Genomic DNA, 21,628 nt, shown 5'->3' on the forward strand with positions numbered 1-21,628 from the left:
GGCGATATCAGATAGTTTAACACGATTTAACGAGATAGCTCAAAAACTGTTTAAAAATGGGATAACCATTTAACAGGTTAAGTTTGGTGGGGACACCCGCCTAAGTATTTATTCTCTTCGAAATTTAAACAGTTTCCCAGCATAAACATCGGTTTAAATTTGTTAATTTCGCACTACACAAATCGTAAATCTAAAATCGTAAATTCCATTGTCAGACAGCCTAGTCATCATCCCCACTTACAACGAGAAAGAAAATATCGAAAAGATTATTCGTAAAGTTTTTTCGTTGCCCTTTTTATTCGAGATACTCATCATTGATGATGGTTCTCCGGATGGAACTGCTCAAATTGTAAAAGACCTGCAGGCCGAATTTCCGTTGTTGCATTTGGAAGAACGAAAAGGCAAATTAGGTTTGGGTACCGCTTATATTCACGGCTTTAAATGGGCTCTAGCCAGAAAACACGAGTACATTTTCGAAATGGACGCCGATTTTTCGCATAACCCAGACGATTTGGTAAAATTAAGAGAAGCTTGCGTAAACGGCGCAGACCTATCAATAGGTTCCCGTTACGTAAAAGGCGTTAATGTAGTGAATTGGCCAATGGGACGTGTTTTAATGTCGTACTTTGCATCAATGTACGTTCGTTTTATTACTCGTATCAACATACAAGATGCCACCGCAGGCTTTAAATGCTACCGTAGGCAAGTACTTGAAACTATCCCTATGGATAAAATTAAGTTTGTGGGTTATGCCTTTCAAATTGAGATGAAATTTACGGCTATTAAGTACGGTTTTAATGTGGTTGAAGTACCCATTATTTTTACCGATAGAACCGAAGGAACCTCGAAAATGAGTACCCGGATTTTTAGGGAAGCCTTTTTGGGAGTAATACAAATGAAAATAAGCAGTTGGTTTAGGGATTATAAACGCCCCCTTTAAATTTATCACCCATCGTCATTACCAATTTTAAGTACGAAATTGGGACATACTGCATACCGTAACAACTAATATTGGAGATAAAGGCCTAGAAATAGCAAAAATTAACTCTTCGTTCTTTTTCGTTCATAAAATTCCAACTGATAGAAATTTCGTGTGTAGCACCACTATAACCCGTTAAACCACCCGTGGCATGGTCGTATGAATAGCCCAAACGCAATCGCTCGTTAATAAATAGTTCGGCCATACCCATAATGGCATTCTTATTTTTAGGGCTACCTACTAACGCAGGTTTATTGTATAGTTTAACCCCTGTTCTATAACCGGCACCAATCCAAACTTTCTGTTTAAACAAAAAAAACGCATTTAGGTCTAGTACTGTTGGCCCAGCAATATCATCTTTTATTAGGAAAAATGGTTTAAAATCAATTTCATATTCTATTAAGGGAATTAATACGCCACCAGTTAAGTAATAATGTGGTTCTGGGGTAGGAAAGTTATAATCTAACTTTGCTTTATCTAAGATTAACTTACCTATTAAATTGTTTACCGATGCACCTAAATACATCTTTTCGGCAGAGTAAAAAACGCCGGCACGTATATCCGGAATAATTTTCTTTACCATTCCTGTCGGTACATATTCATCTCCTGCATCACTGGCTTCTAGCATATTGCCATCTATACCCGACTGCATAAAGCCTGCGCCTAAGCCAAATGCCAATTTTGAGGTTTCGTCTTCGTTAATTGGAAAGCGATAGGCATAATTGGCATAGGCCGACAGGTTCTTTTGTGCGCCAAGTTGGTCTGAGCCCACAATGAGCGAAAGCCCTACCCGTTCGTTAGGCATGAGCGCATCTACTGCGAACGAGAAGCTTTTTGGCGCACCATTAATGCCAGTCCACTGATTTCTATACGTTGCATTTAAATTTACCCTATCCCGGTAACCCGCATACGCGGGATTGATGTAAATTGCATTAAAAATATATTGACTATACTGGACATCTTGCTGTGCAAATACACTAAAACTCATTAGCATTAGCCCTATTGATAAAATAACATTACGTCTGCCTTTTCTATCCATCTATTTATCTCTTAATAATGTTATCCAACCCGTTACGCTACTATTTGCGCCTTCTTTAGACACTAATTTTAATACATAATAATAAGTGCCTTCGCTTAAGCCTTCTCCGTTCCAGTTGTTTTTATAACCTCCCGAACTCCTGAAAACTTCATTTCCCCATCTGTTAAATATGGCCAAAGAGTTTTCTTTGTAGAGCTCTATTCCGTCTATTTTAAACTCATCGTTTTTACCATCGCCGTTTGGTGTAATTACATTGGGCACTTTAATATCTCCAATAATTTTTTTCCTATCGGTAGAGGTATTGTTGCCCATATTTATGTCGTGCAGATCGCCAGCAACTCTTGCTGTATTTGTTACCAAACCTGCAACTTTACCCTGCACTTTAATAATTAGTGTTGCTTTACGTTCGCTTTGTAGTAATGGAATTGACCATTTAATCACCCCCGCTTCTTCAATGGCATTCCCTAAGCTGGCGTCAACAATTTCTAAAAAAACCAAATTGGATGGTAACGGATCTAACATCAGCACGTTGGTATTAGCTGTATTTCCTTTGTTCTCTACCGTAATTTCGTAGGTAAATGTTTCGTTTGGCCCTACATATCTCGGTTCCGATTTTTTAATGACTTCTAAATCTGAATATTCATAAATCACTTGAAAAACATCTGATAAATCTGAACCGCAATCTCCCTGATTAATTGCCTGTACCTGATAGTTGCCCGCAGCATTTACCGTTAATTGCGAACGGTTTTCATTGGCAATAGCTTTCCCATCCCTGTACCATTTATAAGAGTTATTCCCATCAGCATACGCACTCAGTGTTACTGGCGTACCCCAAGGAACCCTTATAGGAGATGGTGGGTTTTGAGCTTTTGCATAAGCAACCTGCAAAAGCAACGCAACTAAAAATATCAGTTTACGGCTATTCATTTTAGGTATAAACCCAAATGGTTAGTAAATCACAGAAATAGTTGGTTTTACCGGTTTTGGCGTAACAGTTATAGTTTGTGTAGCAGTTTGACTTACGCTACAGCCATCGTTATCTTCTTGAACAAAAACACCTGTATTGGCAACTGTTTTTACATATTTTACAGTGGCGCTAAATACATAGGTACCTGCTGTTTTAACCGTCATGGTAAATTTATTCACGTCTGTTACACTGTTATCTGAAGTACCTATATCTGATAACGGCGCATAAGGCGTACCATTTTTAGTAACCGACCAAGTGTAGGCATATTCAAATCCGGCAGGAAGTGGCGACAATGGTGTGGTAGTAGCCGTAATGGTAGCATCTTTTATACTATTGCTTTCCTCTGCACAATAAGCAGCCCTATTCTCGGTAAGTGCCAATGTTTTGGTAGGTAGCTTGTAAATGGTATAAAGCTCGGATGGATCTCCCAAACAGCCTCCTAAAGATTCGATTCTTGTTTTATATTGATGTAAACCTACACCTAAAGCAGCTGGTATTACTAAATCTGTGGTATTTGGACCACTGTAGGCAATTGGCAAACCAATTGGATTGTCATTCTCATCAAACCAGTGTACTTTGTCGCCGTTAACTAAAGTACTTTCTTCTGGAGTATGCAACTTTACAGATCTGTTGCCACAAATATAAACATCATAATAAGTTTGTGCATAGCTTGAAATGGTAAAGCTTAAAAGCAAAATTAAGGTAGCTAATGCGGTGCGGGTAATTGTTGTTTTCATCTTTTTGAGGGTTTTGTTTATTTTTATTTATGTTATTGTATTAATTGTATATGTGCTTTTGCTGGGTAAGGTGTAATGACAATGCTAAAAGGAAGGTCTCCACTGCTATCGCCAGCTAAATTTTTCACTCTTAACACGCCGTTATAGGTATTTACCACAATAGTTGCGGGTACTGTAATTATAATATTGGCGTTAGTTTGTGGAGCCACAATGGCCGGCAAGGCTGCATCGGTAACATTCACCAAACCTGCGGCCTGCGCTGCGCTATCCCAAATAATACTGTAAGTAGTAGGATTTACCTGCGGACTGGTGTAAGGTAAGTTTACAATGGTTGTGCCTATGCAAATGCTCTGCGTAGGCAACAAGGTTACCAATGGAGGTTCGCGTATGATATATTCTTCAGTATATTTACAGCTGTTCTCATCAGTAATGGTAAGCTTATAGGTTCCTGGCAACAAATTGTTGATATTTTGAGTAGTGACCACTGTACCATCTGGATATAACCAACTGTACGTTCGCACCCCAACACCGCCACTAGAGGTTACTGTAATAGCCCCATCATTTGCTCCATATGCAGAAATATGGGTAATCGTTTCAGCTATATCTAGCAATGGTTTTGGTTGGTTAATTTTTAAGGTTCCTATATTATAAGCACCTAGATGGTCTGTTACCCTAAACTGAATGGTAATGGTTCCAAAAAATCTTGTAGCCGGAAGAAAAAGAAATGTACCGTCGGCATTTAAAGTTAAGGTTCCCTTAGTGGTATCGTAAGTTCCTTCTAAAGAATACACTAAGTTTTGAGGAGTATGCACTTCATCTACGTCTGTTGCGGTTAATTGTCCCGTAGCTTTATCATCGCACTCTATCACTCCGTCTTCTAAATCGGCAGGTACTGGTTTGGCATTGATATGCACATCTTCGCCGGTTGACGCAACTAAGCTGCCATTATAATTACTACCGTTTACGTTGCCAGCACCACCAGTTTCATAAGTAGCATTACTACCAGTAAAAGCATTAGTAGCAGCCGTTACTCTTCTATCGGGATTGGTTAGTGTACGTGTAGGATCTAGATAAGTAGCTTGTGCATCTGCGTGATGCATACCAGCAGTTACGTTGTTTGCAATATCGACCGTGATGGTAAAGGTTACATTACCCCCTGGGGTGATATTATAAGCATCGGCCAGATTGAGGGAGCCAATTTTATATATCCCACCGACTAAAGCAACTGGTGGATTGGTCTCTCCTACGCTACCACCATTTAAGACTGCTGTAATTGATGTAATGGTAAAACCTGCAGGCAATTTCAGTTCGGCCTGTACACCGCCTGCATTACCTCCACTTAGACTGTTGGCAAGCACCAAAGTATAAGTAGCGGTACTGCCTGGGTTACGGCTACCAGGCGTACCTGGTATAGCCTCAGTAAGCGTAGTAGTTAACGCAGGGTAACAAACTTGGCCTCCACCTTGTAAATGGGGAGGTAGTTCTGAATTAGCAAAACCATACTTAATACCATCTGTACCATCTTCAGCAAAATGCCGTATTCCAGCTCCATCATTTGCTCTACCCGACAGTCCTTTGACAACAGAAGTGTTAATGGCTGTTGCTCCAGGCACATTATGATAGATTACTCCGCCGCCGCCGCCGCCGCCAGGACCATGTTCATTATTATTATCATTTGCTGTATTACCACCTCTTCCCCCATTGGCTTGGATATTTAAAATTACGCCTGGGCTATTGCTCAGCGAACGAATAAAAACTGTGCCACCTGCACCGCCACCGCCAGCACCATCAGGACTGTTTGCGAAATTACCTCGTTGCCCATTACCGCCATTAGCTAAAATAACACCAGTACCTGTAATTCGCTCTACATTTACCAAGATAATGCCACCGCCAACACCTCCTTTTACGCCGGTTGTAGCATTATTGGCATCGCCTCCGCCGCCACCGCCGCCCATGATCAACCTAGTTATATCTTGTGGTATATCAATACCTGGCCTACCTCCATTGGGGTAAGTGTTTGGATTGCCATGCCCTTCCCATCCACGACCACCAACGCCACCCTGTCCACCGTTACCACCGCCACCGCCGCCAGCATTATGGTCGTTACCACCGCCACCACCATTGGCCGGAGCACCTTTTCCATACGAACCACCGGGCAAACCTTCAGCACCACTGTCAAAATCTTTATAACCATCGAACATGTAACGCGGCGTACCCGCTATGCCCTCGCCCTTACCTACCGAAGTAGTACTAGATGAAGGAGTTACGTAAACACTATTGGTATTATTTGCCGAGCCCGCTACCGGTCCATAACCACCGCGAAAACCTTTCTCAGAAGCATCTATTTTAAAGCCTCCAAAGTTCATGTTGCCCGCCACATCAAAGGCAATAACACCTCCAGCCTTGCCATTGTAGGGAACTGTGGTAATATCGGATGTTAAGGTAAGGTTAGAATATTGAGGCACCCTTACAATTTGGAAACGTCTTTGCCCCCGAATGGTAGTTGGTGCAGCATTTACATAGGTATTTATAACTCCACCACCTGGCGCACCACCACGAAAATTAAGCGTTCCGCCAGTGATGGGAAGGCTGTTTAACGCTATTACATATTCAAATTTTCCGGAAAAACCAATATTAGTATAACCTGTACCACCTAAACCATCAGCTCCACTACCATTAATTCCAGCCCCATATTTACGGTCATCTGTAAAATCTATCAATGCATCCTGCATTTGGATAATCAATATCAAATCTCCAGCTCTAATGCCAATATTACCATAATTGTTCCCGTACGCATCTGTTGGCGGCACCGCTTCTAACAAAATAGATTTATCGCCAGCATTGAGCGTCTTGTCTCCTAAAATTGGATAATAGGTATTAATGGGATTAGTGTTATTACTTGGTCCATCTATACCCGATGTACCACATACTTGTGCGCTAACATTAGAGAAAAATAGCGCTAAGCATCCTACTACAACACTTGCATACTTGCCCAATTTGGCCAGTAATGTAGCTAGTACAGAATTTAACGTAAAGCGCCTAAACATAGGGTATAATGAAATATATACGCTAAAATTCTGTACGACTTTCGTTCTTTTGGGAACAAATTCTAACAAAAAAAGCGTCTCCTTTTATGTAATTGTGTTTGGTTAATAATTATAAAAAGAGAGCAATTTTTATTTGAATTATCGTATCGAAAATAAATCTATTTTCCCAAAACGCGAAATTATTTCCACATTTATTTGTAAAAACAAAAATAAGACCACTTATTAGCGCATAAAATTACCCAAAAAACTAACCTACACTCGACTAAACACCTACAAAACAGCTACTTTAATTCCCCAGTTTTACACAATAAAAAAGTCGTTACATTTTTCGTGCAACGACTAAGATTTTATTAAAACTCAACCATAAAACAAGTTAAGCAGCAAGGAATCTGCAAAGGACAGCACAACAACCTTTGGTAGCCATGCCATTCCCCATTAAACAACTTATCTCTTAAACAAGCTTGTCAATTTTTGTAATTATATCCGTACCACTTGTTAAGAAAATTTACAATAGCCCTCGAAAATCTTTCGGCAGACACCTCTACGATAGCTTTATTATTTCTAACGGTTATTCCAGGCGTTTCCGCTTGTATCGAAGATATGTTATCATCAAAACCTGTAACAATTCCTAAAACAGTTGTTCCGTATTTCCGAGTACAATAACCTCCATTAAAATAAGGCCTTCTTTTGGCCTGCCCCTTAGAATCAACCCCAAAAAGTTCTGCATTAGGCTCTAGTACACGGATATTCGTAGCAGGAACAGCAATCACTTTTTCAGACTCGAGCAATCCGCCAAAACTGTAAGGCCCCCTAATTATTTGTGAGAAAGGCACCTGTGGATTGCGCTTTGCAATAGCCGCAATTGAAGACGAATCGGCCAATTTATCGAGATATGCATCGTTTTGCGAAATAGCAAAATTACTTAAACCATAACCCAATTCGGTTTGATCTATAAATTTACTATTTAACGATGCACCCTTTACAGAAACAAAAGGTTGCTCAAGCTGGTACCGATGTGCGTGCCCATGCAAATCTAAAAACAGGGCTCCTTTACCATTGCGCTGCGCTTCGGCAATATATCCTCTGGCGGCAGCTAATAAATTATGGTAGCTATCGTAAGTACTTCTGGCATCTTGGTTTGTAAAGCGTTTTTCAACTTCGTTTGGAAAAATATTTGGATCTACTCTTTTTCTACCCACACTATTAATGATTATCCAAGCTCTCTTTTTTGTGGCCGCTTTAAAATTACTAGCAATTTCAAATGCTAAAGGCAAGGTGTTCACATCTCTCCCCGTAGTTCCCGTTTCCGGAATTTCCGGATTTCCGATCAGCGTTCCATCGTGCGGCACACCCAATAATAATGGCGCATCGCCATCACCTACTACCAGCTTAATATATTTTTTAAAACCAAACACAGTATCGCCAGGCTTATAGGTTTTCCCTTCGTAAACAAATGGCTTTTCTACCGTTTTTTTATTAAATGACACGCCAACAAATAGGAACGCCGGTAACAAATACAGTGTATATTTTCTTTTAAATTTCATAAACAACATTATAGATTATTTCATATTTAAAGCCAAGGTTAACAAGCTTCTTTATTACTAGTCTGTAATTTTATACCAAAGGTCTGTTAAAACTAGAAGCTATTTAAAAACAAATAAATACCCGTAGTGCATCATTATTATAAAAATTGATATATAATATGTTATGTTTTTTTTAATTATTCTCCCTGCCTCCCTTCCAATGTCATTGAGTTAAGCGTTGGCGGGGACGCCAAACGTTGCCCCACCTGCAGAGGGCGGAAGGGCGCCGTCCATACATATTTATTTGACCAAAATTTAAACAGTTTCTTAAATTCATTTCCTGATAGCAACCTACAAAAAGTGCCCGTAAAAACGGGCACTCTACTCTTATTAAAGCATAAGACTAAAAAATTATGCGTAAGCTACGGCATCTTTAGACGGTAGTTTACTAAAACCCATCAAGTGCTCATCTACTTTACGAGCAGTTTCCCTTCCTTCAGAAATAGCCCAAACCACTAAAGATTGACCTCTGCGCATATCGCCAGCGGCAAAAATCTTAGGAATATTGGTTTGGTACTGACCTTCAACAGCCTTTACGTTTCCTCTTTCATCCAACTCTACACCTAATTTTTCAATTAAGCCTTCTTTTTGAGGATGTAAGAAACCCATTGCTAAAAGCACCAATTCACAAGGATATTCTTTCTCTGTTCCTGGAACTTCTTTAAAGCCAAGCGGTCGTCCAGTTGCGGTATCAATATCCCATTCTACATCAATCACTTTCAAAGCTTTTAAATTACCTTGCTCATCTTTAATGTATTCTTTGGTATTTACCGACCAAGCACGTTGTGCGCCTTCTTCGTGAGAAGTAGTAATTTTCAACAACATTGGATAACTAGGCCAAGGCATGTGCACTGTACGCATTTGCGGTGGCATTGGCATGATCTCAAACTGAGTTACCGACTTTGCACCATGACGATTTGAAGTTCCGATACAATCTGAACCCGTATCTCCACCACCAATTACAATCACGTTCTTGCTTTTAGCGGTAATTTCTTCAGTTTCGATCTTACGACCACTTACACGCTTGTTTTGCTGCTTCAAGAAATCCATGGCGAAATGAACTCCTTTTGCGTCTCTTCCTGGCAAGTTCAAATCACGAGGAATCGTAGAGCCCCCAGCTAATACAATCGCTTGAAAATCGCGTAAAAGTGTACTGATTTCAATATTCTCACCTACGTTAGCATTGTATTGAAAAGTAATGCCCTCTTCCTCCATCAATTTGATCCTTCTTTCTACCACATCTTTCTGTAGTTTAAAATCAGGAATACCATAACGAAGCAATCCACCAGCTACATCATCGCGTTCGTAAACTACTACTTCGTGACCAGCTTTGTTCAATTGTGCGGCAGCAGCTAATCCCGCAGGACCAGAGCCTACCACAGCAACCTTTTTACCTGTTCTAATTAATGGCTCATTGGCTTTAATATAACCTTTTTCGAATGCAATTTCAATGATATGCTTTTCAATTTCTTCAATTGAAACTGGAGATTTGTTGATACCTAACACGCAAGCGCTTTCGCAAGGTGCTGGACAAATCCTTCCAGTAAACTCAGGAAAATTGTTGGTACTTAATAAAATCTCGGCCGCTTGCAACCATTTACCTTGATAAACTGCGTCGTTAAATTCTGGAATAACGTTACCCAACGGGCAACCCGATTGGCAAAAAGGCACGCCACAATCCATGCAACGACCAGATTGTCTGTTCAACTCCTCAGATGGCAATAGCGATACAAACTCATTGTAGTGATTTAAACGCTCTTGAGGCGCTTGTTTTGAAGGCGAAACTCTCTCGTATTCAAAAAATCCTGTCACTTTTCCCATCTTAATTAACTTTTACTTGTTGACGTTGTAATAAAACTGCTTTGTACTCTTTAGGGAATACTTTCACGAAATGTTTAGCCTGATTTTCCCAATCGCTAAGGATAAATTCTGCTACCTTACTGCTAGTTAACCTCAAGTGGTTTTTCAATAACGTAGTGATTCTTTCCTCATCCTCTTGTTGTAACGGATCTAGATCCACCATTTCCAAGTTGCATTTGTTAGCGAAAGTTTTGCTGGTGTCGTAAATCCAAGCGATACCACCACTCATACCTGCGGCAAAGTTGCTTCCTGTATCTCCTAAAATTAACACCTCACCACCAGTCATGTACTCACAACCGTGATCGCCCACTCCTTCCACTACTGCTGTAGCTCCAGAGTTACGTACTGCGAAACGTTCTCCTGCTTTACCACGAGCATACAACTCGCCAGAGGTTGCACCGTAAAGCGCTACGTTACCAATAATGATATTTTGTTCTGGCACGTAGTTGATATTTGAGAAAGGATAAACTACTACTTTAGCTCCAGATAAACCCTTGCCTACGTAATCGTTACCTTCGCCTTCTAAAGTTAATGTTAAGCCTTTAGTAGCGAAAGCACCGAAACTTTGTCCGGCAGAACCGAAGCATTTAAAGTTGATGGTATCTGCTGGTAAACCTGCACTTTTGTGAACTTTAGAAATCTCATTAGATAACATGGTACCGATAGAACGATCTGTATTTTTCACATCGAAGTTGGCAAATACCGGCTCGTTATTTTTAATAGCCGGCTGCGCAGCAGCAATTAACTGATGATCCAATACTTTATCTAAACCGTGATCTTGCGCTTCTGTGTTGTATAAAGGTTGTCCGTTTGCAGGTTCTTTGTACAAGATTGGCGATAAATCTACATGCTTTAGTTTCCAATCTGCTTCTGCAAATTCTCTTACTTTCAACAAATCAGATTGACCTACCATTTCGTTCACAGTTCTGAAACCTAATTCAGCCATCAATTCGCGAACTTCTTGCGCTAAGAATTTGAACAAGTTTACTACGTGATCGGCATCGCCAGTAAATAACTTTCTCAAGTTAGGATCTTGCGTAGCTACGCCAACTGGGCAAGTATTCAAATGACACTTACGCATCATGATACAACCCGCAGTTACCAAAGCCGCAGTTGCTACACCCCATTCTTCAGCACCTAGTAAAGTAGCAATTACGATATCTTTGCCAGTTTTCAACTGACCATCAGTTTGTAGCACTACCCTACTTCTTAAACGGTTTTTAACCAAAGTTTGGTGCGCTTCTGCCAAACCAAGTTCCCAAGGCAAGCCAGCGTGTTGCACCGAAGTTAAAGGAGAAGCTCCTGTACCACCATCGTAACCTGAAACTAAAACTACATCGGCATGAGCTTTAGCCACACCAGCAGCAATAGTACCCACACCTGCTTTAGAAACCAACTTCACGTTAATTCTAGCCGCACGGTTGGCATTTTTCAAATCGTAAATCAGCTGTGCTAAATCTTCGATAGAATAGATATCGTGGTGTGGAGGTGGTGAAATTAAACCTACACCTGGCGTAGCATGACGAACTTTTGCGATCCAGTCATCCACTTTGTGACCAGGTAATTGACCACCTTCTCCAGGTTTTGCACCTTGAGCCATTTTAATCTGTAACTCGTCGGCATTGGTTAAATAGTAACTGGTTACCCCAAAACGAGCCGAAGCAATTTGCTTGATCGACGAACGCATTGAATCGCCATTCTCTAAAGTTTGGTAACGGATTTCATCCTCACCGCCCTCGCCCGTGTTACTTTTACCGCCAATTCTATTCATCGCGATAGCTAAAGTAGAGTGTGCCTCGTGAGAAATTGATCCGAAAGACATGGCTCCTGTAGCAAATCTTTTGAAGATGTTTTCAATCGGTTCTACCTCATCAATACTAATAGAAGGACGGGAATAATTGAATTCGAACAAACCTCTAATGGTGTAAGCCTGTGTGGTTTGCTCGTTTACTAACTTCGAGTATTTTTTAAACGTAGTAAAATCGTTTCTACGGGTCGCATTTTGCAATAAGTGAATAGTTTCTGGGTTGAATAAATGTTTCTCCCCACGTCTTCTCCATTTGTAAGTACCACCAGCCGTTAAAATACGCTCTGTTTGGGTATGTTTACCGAAAATACGGTTGTGTTTAATTAATGCTTCTTGCGCAATTTCATCTAAACCTAAGCCACCAATACGAGAAACCGCACCTGTGAAATAAGTGGATACTACTTGTTGATTTAAACCTAAGATCTCGAAAATTTGCGCACCGTGGTAAGATTGTAAGGTAGAAATCCCCATTTTAGAGAAAATCTTTAACAAGCCATCTTTTACAGATTTGATATAGTTGTAATTTAACTGATCTTGTGTTAAGTCACTCTCTTTTTGGAAAGTATTGATGGTTTCTAAAGCTAAATAAGGGTTTACGGCCGTAGCACCAAAACCAATTAAGGTAGCGAAATGGTGTACTTCCCAAACATCTCCAGCCTCTATAACAATACCTACCGCACCTCTGTAACCTTTTCTAATTAAGTGGTGATGTACTGAAGAAACTGCCAATAAAGAAGGAATTGCGGCGTGTGTAGAATCCAATGCTCTATCGCTCAAAATAATCACCTGGAAACCGTCTTCCACAGCATCCACTGCGTAACGGCACAAACGATCTAAAGCCTTTTGCAATGATCCAGCTTTTCCATCGGCCCTAAAATACATTTGTAGGGTTTTAGACTGGAACAAGCCTGTATCAATACTTCTTAGTTTTTCTAATTCTTGATTGGTTAATATTGGATGTTTGATCCCCACACAGTGACATTGCATTGGGTTTTCTTCCAATAGATTACCATTGTTTCCCATAAAACCAGCCAAACTCATCACCACTCGCTCACGAATTGGATCGATTGGCGGGTTGGTTACCTGGGCAAACAACTGTTTAAAATAAGAAGACAAGTGTTGAGGTTGCTTAGACAGCACCGCTAAAGGCGTGTCTGTACCCATCGAACCAATAGCTTCTTTACCTTCTATCGCCATTGGCTTAATCAACAGATCGATATCTTCTCTGGTATAGCCAAATACCTGTTGGTAATTGAAAATAGATTCTTCTGATAAATTGGTGAACATTACCCTTGGCTCAGGCAATTCTTCCAATTTAATTTGATATTGGTTAATCCAATCGGCATACGGACGACGACCGCAAACTTGTTGCTTAATCTCATCATCGCTAATGATACGCCCCTGCTCCATGTCAACTACAAACATTTTTCCAGGAGTTAACCTACCTTTTTCGACCACAGTGCTTTGGTCAATCTCAACCGCTCCCGATTCAGATGCCATGATCACTCTATCATCACTGGTCAATGCGTAACGCGACGGACGTAAGCCATTTCTATCTAAAGTGGCCCCAATCAAATTACCATCAGTAAAAGCAATTGCTGCTGGCCCATCCCAAGGCTCCATTAACGAAGCATGGAATTGATAGAAAGCACTTTTCATCGGATCCATATCCTTGTTTCCGTCCCATGCTTCTGGTATTAACATCATTAACACATGCGGCAACGAACGGCCAGCATGCAATAGTAATTCAACTACATTATCTAAACATCCCGAGTCTGACTGAGTTTCGTCGATCACCGGCAAAATCATATTCAACTCCTCCGGAGTAAAATAAGGTGATGCAAATGATTTCACACTAGAACGAAACCAGTTCAAATTACCTTGTAACGTATTGATTTCGCCATTATGGGCAATATGCCTAAATGGTTGCGCCAAACGCCAAGACGGGAAAGTGTTGGTTGCAAAACGAGAATGTACTAAACCGAAGGCCGAAACCATGCGCTTATCGCTAAGCTCGGTGTAATAGGTACGTACTTGTAAAGAGGTAAGCTGTCCTTTGTACACAATGGTTCGCGACGAAAACGACGCTATGTAAAAATCTTGCTTACTATCCTTTACAGAATTGTAAATAGTTTTGGTTACGTAAGTTTTAAGCACGAATAACTTACGTTCAAAATCGGCACCAGCAGCAATGTGGTAAGGGCGAGATACGAAAACCTGCTCAATTTCAGGCTCCACAGAAAGGGCCATTTGGCCAATATCAGTAGTATCTACATGAACTTTGCGAAAGCCCAATACCTCAAAACCCAGCTTTTCTGCTGTGCGATAAATAATTTCACGACATTCTTCTCTAGCCCTAATTTCTTTAGGCATAAAGAGCATACCTACGCCATAGTCGCCATATTGAGGCAAGCTAAATCCTGTACGTAAGCATTCGTCAAATAAAAATTCGTGGGGAACCTGTATCATGATACCGGCACCATCTCCGGTATTAGGTTCGGCACCACATGCGCCACGGTGGTCCAAATTCTCCAAAATGGTTAGCGCATCTGTAATGTTTTGATGTGATTTTCGCCCTTTCACATGGGCAACAAAGCCAATACCGCAGGCATCGTGCTCGAAACTACTGCGATACAGCCCTTGTTGTTCGTTTAAATTTTCCATTTATTAGCTGGTTGTAGTTAGTGTGTAATTAACACTAAGATACATAAAAATATCAACGAATTACATTTTTTATAAAAAATTACCAATAAAACAATATAACTAGCAAAAAAACTACAACAAATTGAAAATTTATTAAAAGAAAACGTTTGCAATTAAAATTTTATCAAATAGCAAAAACACAAAATTTTAATTAAAACATTTATGAGCTATTTCTTCTCATACAAAAGGTAAAACTAATTGGTATTAGCACCTATGCCTTGATAAATATTGAACCAGCATCATAACTTTTCAAACCAACAACACTTGTAAGCCCTAAAACTCTACTGAATAAGCAAAAACATATTTTCCTTTATAAATTAACCTAGTTATTTCATCAGCCAAAACAGTAGGTTTCATAAAGTGGCTGTAACTAAGCTGTAAATGACTTATAAATTAGCTTAGATACATACACAACAAAATTTTAAATTGATGAAAAAAAACTACATTTTACTTTTTCTCTTAACAGTACAATTAGTTGTACATGGACAGACGATAAGAAGGGTTTCTACTGATGGAGTTGTTGGTAACAACGGCTCATCTTGGTCGCAAACCATGGACTTACAAGCTGCAGTAAATGCAAGCGCAAAGGGCGATGAGATTTGGATAAAGGCTGGCACATATACTCCTAGCGCAAAATATCCAGCGAATCAAACTAACGACATTTACAATACTTTTATTTTAAAAGCAGGCGTTAAAATTTATGGTGGTTTTTCTGGAAACGAATTGCTATTAACAGATAGAAACGTGAGTAACCCAACCATACTTTCGGGACAACAACCTGACAACAAGTACAGTTTACACGTACTGTTTGCAAATTACACTCATGCTGACGCAAGCGATAAAATATTATTAGATAACATCCACATCACCAATGGAAGAAACAATTCTTCGAACGTTAGCGATCATACTGTAACTGGCGCAGCGATATATCTTGCTTCGAAACCTAATATAGAGCTAAACAAAGTTGAAATATATAATTGCTGGGCCAACTTAGGAAGCATAAACGTACCAGGCGGTGCCACATTAACCATAAAAAACAACAGTAAATTCTACAACAACATTAGCACTGGAGGCACCTCGGTTAGAGGCACTTGTATTTATGCTGTAGATGATGCTACCATTGAAATTGAAAACACTATTTTTACCGACAACAAACAGAACAACACTGCAGTGTCGCAAGGGGGTGCAATATTTGCAAAAGCAGACTATAATAACTATGTAACCTTAAACATCAACAATGTTAAGTTCACAAACAACGAATCGAATGTAGCAGGTGGTGCTTTAAGATTAGAAAATAACGTAAAAGCAACCATTACCAACAGCATCTTCAACAATAATAAAGTTTGGCCTGTAATCACAAACTCTTACAATTTTGATGATGATAATTCCAGTAGCAGAGTGGTAGAAAAGGGCGGCGGTGCCATACTCTTCACTGCGAACAATGGTCCAAGTAATTCAAATGGATGGATTAAGATTATAAATAGTAGTTTTGATAGCAACAGCTCTACAGCCAGAGGAGGCGCAATCATCATCACCGCTTCAGACAATAGCAACTCGTACATTAAAAACAGTTATTTCAGCAATAATACCGCCGAAATTAGCGGCGCAGCACTAGAGTACCGACATTCGAATAAAAACAATTCAGATTACAATCAGAGCTTTTTAATTAGCAATAACATTTTTTACAATAACAGCGTAAAATATTACGGCGCCGCCATATCTGTAACCGCAGCCTGCCCTATTATTATAGCAAACAATACCTTTTATAAAAACGCAATCACTGAAACTTCGATAGTAACTACAACCTCTCCAAAAAGAGAAATTGGTGGTGGCGCAGCTATACATTTTACAAGTTCGGGGGCTTATCGCGGCGATTTATTAAGATACATTGTTAATTGCATTTTTGCAGCAAACACTGCACCGTCAGCCTTAGAAAATATTGCAACTGCCGGAGAAACCAGTGGCTCGCCCCTCTCTTCGCAAAGCGCTACTAGACACACGATATTTGTAGATGGCAATGGTACTACAAATGAAAGCGATGCTTCTGTTGTTATAGGAAGCCAAATCGGTAGCATTTTTAAGAGCACCAACCCTAATAGTTCTCATTTTTTACGCTTAACACCGAAAGCCTCTGTTCAGGACTACTCAAATCCGGCAATTAATGGAGGTTTAAACCCGATAAAGATATTTAACCGTAGTACAACGGGAGCAACTACCGAAGCTGATTTAACTTTTACCAGCGATTCTATAGACCTAGCAGGCAACTCAAGACTACTTGAGAACATTATTGATTTAGGCGCTTACGAGGCTCACGCATTGTCTCCGGAAGTATTACCTGTAGATTTAATTTCGTTTAGCATACAGCACATTAAATCTGGCGCTCAATTGACATGGAAAGTTGCTTCGGAAACCAACAACGAAAAATTTATCATTGAAAGAAGCGCAGATGGTGAAAGTTTTGAAATTATTGGCCACAAAAACTCTTCAGGAAACACCACTAATACGGCTAATTATAGCTATACCGATAGCAAACCTTTAAATGGCACTTCTTATTACAGGCTGTCGCAAATAGACTTAGACGGTACAAAGAAAATACTGTCGGTAAAATCGTTCAACTTTAATCTAAGTAATAACGAAATATCAATTTACCCTGTTCCAGCAAAAAATGTATTAACCGTAAAGGTGGCACAGCCTCAAAATGAGCAAATATCTATAGAGTTGTTTTCGGTTACAGGTAAAAAAGTGCTATCACAATCTTTTAAAAAGCAAGCCGCTTTACAAGGCGCACTATTAAACGTCAGCAATTTAACCGCTGGTGTATATATTGTAGTTATTAATAACGGTAACACTACAGAAAAAAGAACCATTAGCATTGCTAAATAACTAATCCCAATTATTAACAAATAAACAGAGGGTGCATGTAAATATGTGCCCTTATTTGTTTAATACAAGGTGAATTTTTCACATATTTAACTGATTATTATATAGTTATTATACTTGCTTCGCAGGTTTCTTACAAGGAATTGCTTTGGCTTATTGGTGCAATCCGAAAACCGCGTAAGCGCTCTTAAACACCAATAGAAATAAATGAATAAATTGTGAAAAAATTAGAGGCCGAAAATTAGCTGAAAGTAGATTTTAGAAGCTATCTCCAGCAAATATCTTATTTCTCTTATCCCAACTCACGTTATTTTAAAAAAAGCTCTTGTTAAAAGTAAAATCTAATCTCTTCAAAAGCCAGCAAAACACATCAGCAACCTAATCTCGCTAAAACTTCAGCAACTTTTAATGGCGAGACATCTACTTCATATTTATCGGCCATTAATAAGCTCCCACCATTAGCCCTTAAATACTGTGTAACATAAGATAAATTTACAATGTAAGACTTATGGCATCTTAAAAAGATGCTCACCTCGGCCAAAATAGTTTCAAATGTTTTAAGTCCTTTACTAACCAAAATCTCTCTCCCGTCTTTTAAACATACTTTGGTGTAAGCACCTTCTGCTTTAAAAAACATGATATCTTGAGTATCTACAAAGTAAATTTGACTAAGCGTACTTAATGCAATTTTTTTAACGCCAGATGAGCCCAAATTATGCTTTAGTACTTCTAAATTGAAAGTTTTTTTATGTTGCTCGAACAACTTTACAGCATTTATTAAATCGTCGGTTTCTATTGGTTTCAGTAAATAATCTACCGCAGAAAGCTTAAAAGCTTGTATAGCATAATTGTTGTAGGCGGTAACAAAAATAATTGAGAAGTCTATTTCGTCTTCCTTAAAAAAATCTAACAACTCTAAACCACTGTAACCCGGCATTTCTATATCCAAAAAAACGATATCAGGCTTATGCTGCTTAATGGCCTTTACTCCCGCTGGCAAATCGGCATAAACACCTAGTGTATCAACCTGCGGACAATAGGCTGCAAGCATCTGCTGTAAAAGCACCCTTGCCATTTCTTCATCATCAATTATTATTGCTTTATACATTAGTCTAATGGTATTGTTAATTTCGCTATTGTCCCTTTGGCTATACCGTTCTCCACTTTATCAATCATCTCTAAGGTAAACAAACTGTCTTTTCTATTTTTATTAAGAATTTCTAATCTAGCTTGGTTGGCTTTTAATGCAAAAGAGTCGTGTGTTTTCTCCCTGTTTGCTTTCAATTTTGCTGCTCTTTCCCTACCAATTCCATCGTCTTCAATTCGCACCTCTAGTTGGTTGTTGTTTTTAAGTAATGATATCACCAATTTCCCTGGTCTATCTAAATGCAGTAAGCCGTGTTTAATTGCATTTTCTAACAAAGGCTGAATAAGCATTGGCGGTAATTCTATCGCTTCTACCGAAGAAATATTCTTTAAAACTATAGCGTAATCTATTTTTTCGCCAAATCTCATTTTTTCCAAATCAAGATACATTTTAATGGCATCTAGTTCTTCGTTTAAAGACACGTTTTCTTTTTCGGACATTTCTAAAACCAATCTGGTAAGTTTAGAAAATTTAGCCAGGTAATTATTTGCACTCAGCTTATCGTTGGTAAAAATAAATCCCTGAATGGTATTTAAGGCATTGTAAAAAAAATGCGGGTTCATTTGTGCTTTTATTGAAGTTAGCACCGATTTAGCCAACGATTTTTCTAGCTGAATTTTATCGTTTAAGAGCTTAATTTGATGAGTATATCTCTTTGTTTTTGCAGCATAAAACAGCCATAAAGACACTACGCTAACCACAATTAAAAGTAAATAGAACCACCAGGCCTTCCAAATTGGTACCGCAATATTAATTTGTACTTTTTCTGGCAGTACTTTTCCGTTCACCTTAAAAGCTAGCTCGTAACTACCCGGTGCCAAGGCCTGAAAATAGATATCCCTCTCTTGATTTGGAACCACCACCCAAGCATCATTATTTAAACGATAAGAGACTACTACGCCATTTTTGCGCCCAAAATTTAAGTAAGAAAAATTTATCCTGATATTGTTCTGATCGTAAGACAAATTGCTGAACGATTCGACCTTTACATCGTTGACATAAAAATCGTTGACATAAAATGGCACATTAACTTTTTCGCCAGCGGTGCTTATCAAATTAGTACTAAACAAGCCATCAACAGTAGTCATGATGATGTTTTCGCCATCTACTACAAAATCATTGATAGAACGCGTATTGTTGCCTAAATCATAACGAGTGGCACTATTTCGTTTAGTATCATAGGCATACAAAAAATTACTACCTAGCATATATATCGTATGATCTACATGTTTAGCTAACCTTAAATTATTTTCGGGTATTTCTACTTTCTGAAACTCCTTTAAATCTTCTGATTTGTATAAATTTCCGGTGGTGGATAGCGCAAACAAAACATCTTCGCACCAAACTAGTTTGCTCACAAAAAATCGCTCACCATTTAATTTTAGCTCACTTTCTACACCTTTATTATTGATAAAAGTACCCACATTTGCTCCCACTACAACTACCTGTAAACGAAGGTTATAAGCCACCGTTTTAGCCCTTACAAAACTTTTAAATGCGCTAAAATCGGTTAAATTAAAGATGTTCTTTTTAAAATATGGATCCCAATCTGATTTAACCTGTGTTGCAAAAGGATTTTTAAACAATCCATAAAAACCACTAGCTGCAATTAAGTAGTATTTATCGTCTAAATAAACCGCCTGTTTTAAAGCAATATTAAAATATTTTTTAACAGCCCCCTGTACCACATACACTCCTGTATTATCGGTGTACAAAAACGAATTAGACCGTGGATCTTTAAAAAGATATCCAACGTCACCGTCTGCATCGGCCAAGGTTTCGCCTATACTAAAACTACTAGATAGCTTTAGCATTTTACCGCTCTGATCGGCCACAATGTAACCATCGTTATATGGCCTAATGAGCGAAAAATTGCCTTTTAATAAAACTTTTGTCTTTGATTTTGAAATAGCGTTAAAAAACACACCACTGCCAATGGTAGGAATCCATTCATTTTTATTTCTATCAACTAAATATTCTGCTATACTGTAACCCGAGCACTTCACATCCAACACCTTAGCCTTATGGTGAGCAAAATCTACCGACCACAAACCTTTTGACGTAGCGATAGCATATTTGGTATTGGCTATGTTAACCACATGATGAACAGAGCCTGTAACAGCAATATTATTTTGGTAAAGAAACTGCAGATTTTTATCGTAGAAATTAACTACTCCGTTGTTTCTGTAAAATACCGCCACCTTACCATCCACTGGAAAAACCAATTTTACACCTTTAGTATCATCAACCTTAACAGAAGTTTGCGATACATTAAGTTCTTGATCTATGCAAACAATCTTGTTTTGATCAGTGATGTAGAATTTCCCGTTAATTAAAGAAGCGTGTTCTGCATAAATCCAAGTAATATTAATAGTATTTAGCAGCTTTAACGATTTCAGATCATAAATACTTACCCCATCCTTAACAATAACATATAAATACCTATCTGTTAAACCAAATGGTAAAAACTGTATTGGATGATCTTGTTTCAAAGAATTTAGTCGTCCATTTTCTAGGTAAAATAGGTAACCATCAAAGTTCTCGTACCATATCCGTCCAAAAACATCTTGCTGTATGCCGCTGCCTGCCAAGGTAGATTGCATTTCGGAAGCATATAACTTGTACTCGAAACCATCGTACCTGTACAAACCCTGTTCGGTGGCCATCCATACAAAACCATTATGATCTTCAAAAACATCATAAACATAATTAGAAGGCAATCCGTTGCGCTGCTCTAAAATTATTGGGTTAGAATTTTCCTGTGCATATACGCAGCAACCCAATGTTAAAAGAAATATGGTTATTAAGGCTAATCTCACATTGTTAGAAGTTGTACTTGATCTAGAGGTCAACACTAAAAACTTTTAAAGTAGGTTTTA

11 protein-coding genes are annotated in these 21,628 nt (G+C 38.9%); 2 read left to right on the forward strand and 9 right to left on the reverse strand.

The features are described from left to right. Positions 1 to 208 precede the first annotated feature (208 nt). Positions 209 to 940, forward strand: coding sequence for a polyprenol monophosphomannose synthase (locus B3I52_RS07945; protein ID WP_293300176.1), 732 nt, complete (start codon positions 209 to 211; stop codon positions 938 to 940). Positions 941 to 1,025: 85 nt separating this feature from the next. Here the strand turns inward: B3I52_RS07945 and B3I52_RS07950 are convergent, their stop codons facing one another. The 7 genes from B3I52_RS07950 to gltB all read right to left on the reverse strand — a co-directional run bounded on the left by B3I52_RS07950 (position 1,026) and on the right by gltB (position 14,683). Next, positions 1,026 to 2,018 (reverse strand): PorP/SprF family type IX secretion system membrane protein, encoded by a 993-nt coding sequence (locus B3I52_RS07950; RefSeq protein WP_293300177.1) that lies wholly within the window; start codon positions 2,016 to 2,018, stop codon positions 1,026 to 1,028. After that, positions 2,019 to 2,945 (reverse strand): gliding motility-associated C-terminal domain-containing protein, encoded by a 927-nt coding sequence (locus tag B3I52_RS07955; protein WP_293300178.1) that lies wholly within the window; start codon positions 2,943 to 2,945, stop codon positions 2,019 to 2,021. Between the two features lie 21 nt (positions 2,946 to 2,966). Next, a complete protein-coding gene (locus tag B3I52_RS07960; RefSeq protein WP_293300180.1) occupies positions 2,967 to 3,722 on the reverse strand; it encodes a hypothetical protein in 756 nt (251 codons plus the stop codon). 32 nt (positions 3,723 to 3,754) lie between these two features. Further along, on the reverse strand, positions 3,755 to 6,769 hold the full coding sequence (locus B3I52_RS07965; RefSeq protein WP_293300182.1) for an Ig-like domain-containing protein: 3,015 nt from the start codon (positions 6,767 to 6,769) through the stop codon (positions 3,755 to 3,757). A 464-nt stretch (positions 6,770 to 7,233) separates the two neighbouring features. Beyond that, the gene (locus tag B3I52_RS07970) at positions 7,234 to 8,313 is read right to left on the reverse strand and encodes a hypothetical protein (RefSeq protein ID WP_293300184.1); all 1,080 of its coding nucleotides are present in this window, start codon (positions 8,311 to 8,313) and stop codon (positions 7,234 to 7,236) included. 390 nt (positions 8,314 to 8,703) lie between these two features. Beyond that, on the reverse strand, positions 8,704 to 10,173 hold the full coding sequence (locus B3I52_RS07975) for a glutamate synthase subunit beta (RefSeq protein ID WP_293300185.1): 1,470 nt from the start codon (positions 10,171 to 10,173) through the stop codon (positions 8,704 to 8,706). A gap of 1 nt (position 10,174) precedes the next feature. Then, complete coding sequence (gltB, locus tag B3I52_RS07980) at positions 10,175 to 14,683, reverse strand: glutamate synthase large subunit (RefSeq protein WP_293300187.1); 4,509 nt, start codon at positions 14,681 to 14,683, stop codon at positions 10,175 to 10,177. A 468-nt stretch (positions 14,684 to 15,151) separates the two neighbouring features. On the opposite strand from gltB, the gene B3I52_RS07985 reads away from it, so the two are divergent. Further along, entirely contained in the window at positions 15,152 to 17,605 is a 2,454-nt protein-coding gene (locus B3I52_RS07985; RefSeq protein WP_293300189.1) for a T9SS type A sorting domain-containing protein, read from the forward strand. A gap of 367 nt (positions 17,606 to 17,972) precedes the next feature. On the opposite strand, the gene B3I52_RS07990 is transcribed toward B3I52_RS07985, so the two are convergent. Together B3I52_RS07990 and B3I52_RS07995 are read right to left on the reverse strand one after the other, a co-directional pair. Beyond that, positions 17,973 to 18,710 carry a LytR/AlgR family response regulator transcription factor gene (locus tag B3I52_RS07990; protein ID WP_293300190.1) on the reverse strand — a complete coding sequence of 246 codons (738 nt, stop codon included), beginning with the start codon at positions 18,708 to 18,710 and terminating at the stop codon, positions 17,973 to 17,975. Beyond that, positions 18,710 to 21,568 (reverse strand): sensor histidine kinase, encoded by a 2,859-nt coding sequence (locus B3I52_RS07995; protein WP_293300192.1) that lies wholly within the window; start codon positions 21,566 to 21,568, stop codon positions 18,710 to 18,712. Before B3I52_RS07995 ends, B3I52_RS07990 begins: the two co-directional genes overlap by 1 nt. Between the last annotated feature and the right edge of the window lie 60 nt (positions 21,569 to 21,628).

The sequence above is a fragment of the Pedobacter sp. UBA4863 genome (assembly GCF_002399615.1).
GTDB lineage: Bacteria > Bacteroidota > Bacteroidia > Sphingobacteriales > Sphingobacteriaceae > Pedobacter.

Coding starts and splice junctions, on each gene's coding strand:
- B3I52_RS07960 (WP_293300180.1), bottom strand. CDS start 3,722: ATGAAAACAACAATTACCCGCACCGCATTAGCTACCTTAATTTTGCTT.
- B3I52_RS07950 (WP_293300177.1), bottom strand. CDS start 2,018: ATGGATAGAAAAGGCAGACGTAATGTTATTTTATCAATAGGGCTAATG.
- gltB (WP_293300187.1), bottom strand. CDS start 14,683: ATGGAAAATTTAAACGAACAACAAGGGCTGTATCGCAGTAGTTTCGAG.
- B3I52_RS07975 (WP_293300185.1), bottom strand. CDS start 10,173: ATGGGAAAAGTGACAGGATTTTTTGAATACGAGAGAGTTTCGCCTTCA.
- B3I52_RS07955 (WP_293300178.1), bottom strand. CDS start 2,945: ATGAATAGCCGTAAACTGATATTTTTAGTTGCGTTGCTTTTGCAGGTT.
- B3I52_RS07985 (WP_293300189.1), top strand. CDS start 15,152: ATGAAAAAAAACTACATTTTACTTTTTCTCTTAACAGTACAATTAGTT.
- B3I52_RS07970 (WP_293300184.1), bottom strand. CDS start 8,313: ATGAAATTTAAAAGAAAATATACACTGTATTTGTTACCGGCGTTCCTA.
- B3I52_RS07965 (WP_293300182.1), bottom strand. CDS start 6,769: ATGTTTAGGCGCTTTACGTTAAATTCTGTACTAGCTACATTACTGGCC.
- B3I52_RS07990 (WP_293300190.1), bottom strand. CDS start 18,710: ATGTATAAAGCAATAATAATTGATGATGAAGAAATGGCAAGGGTGCTT.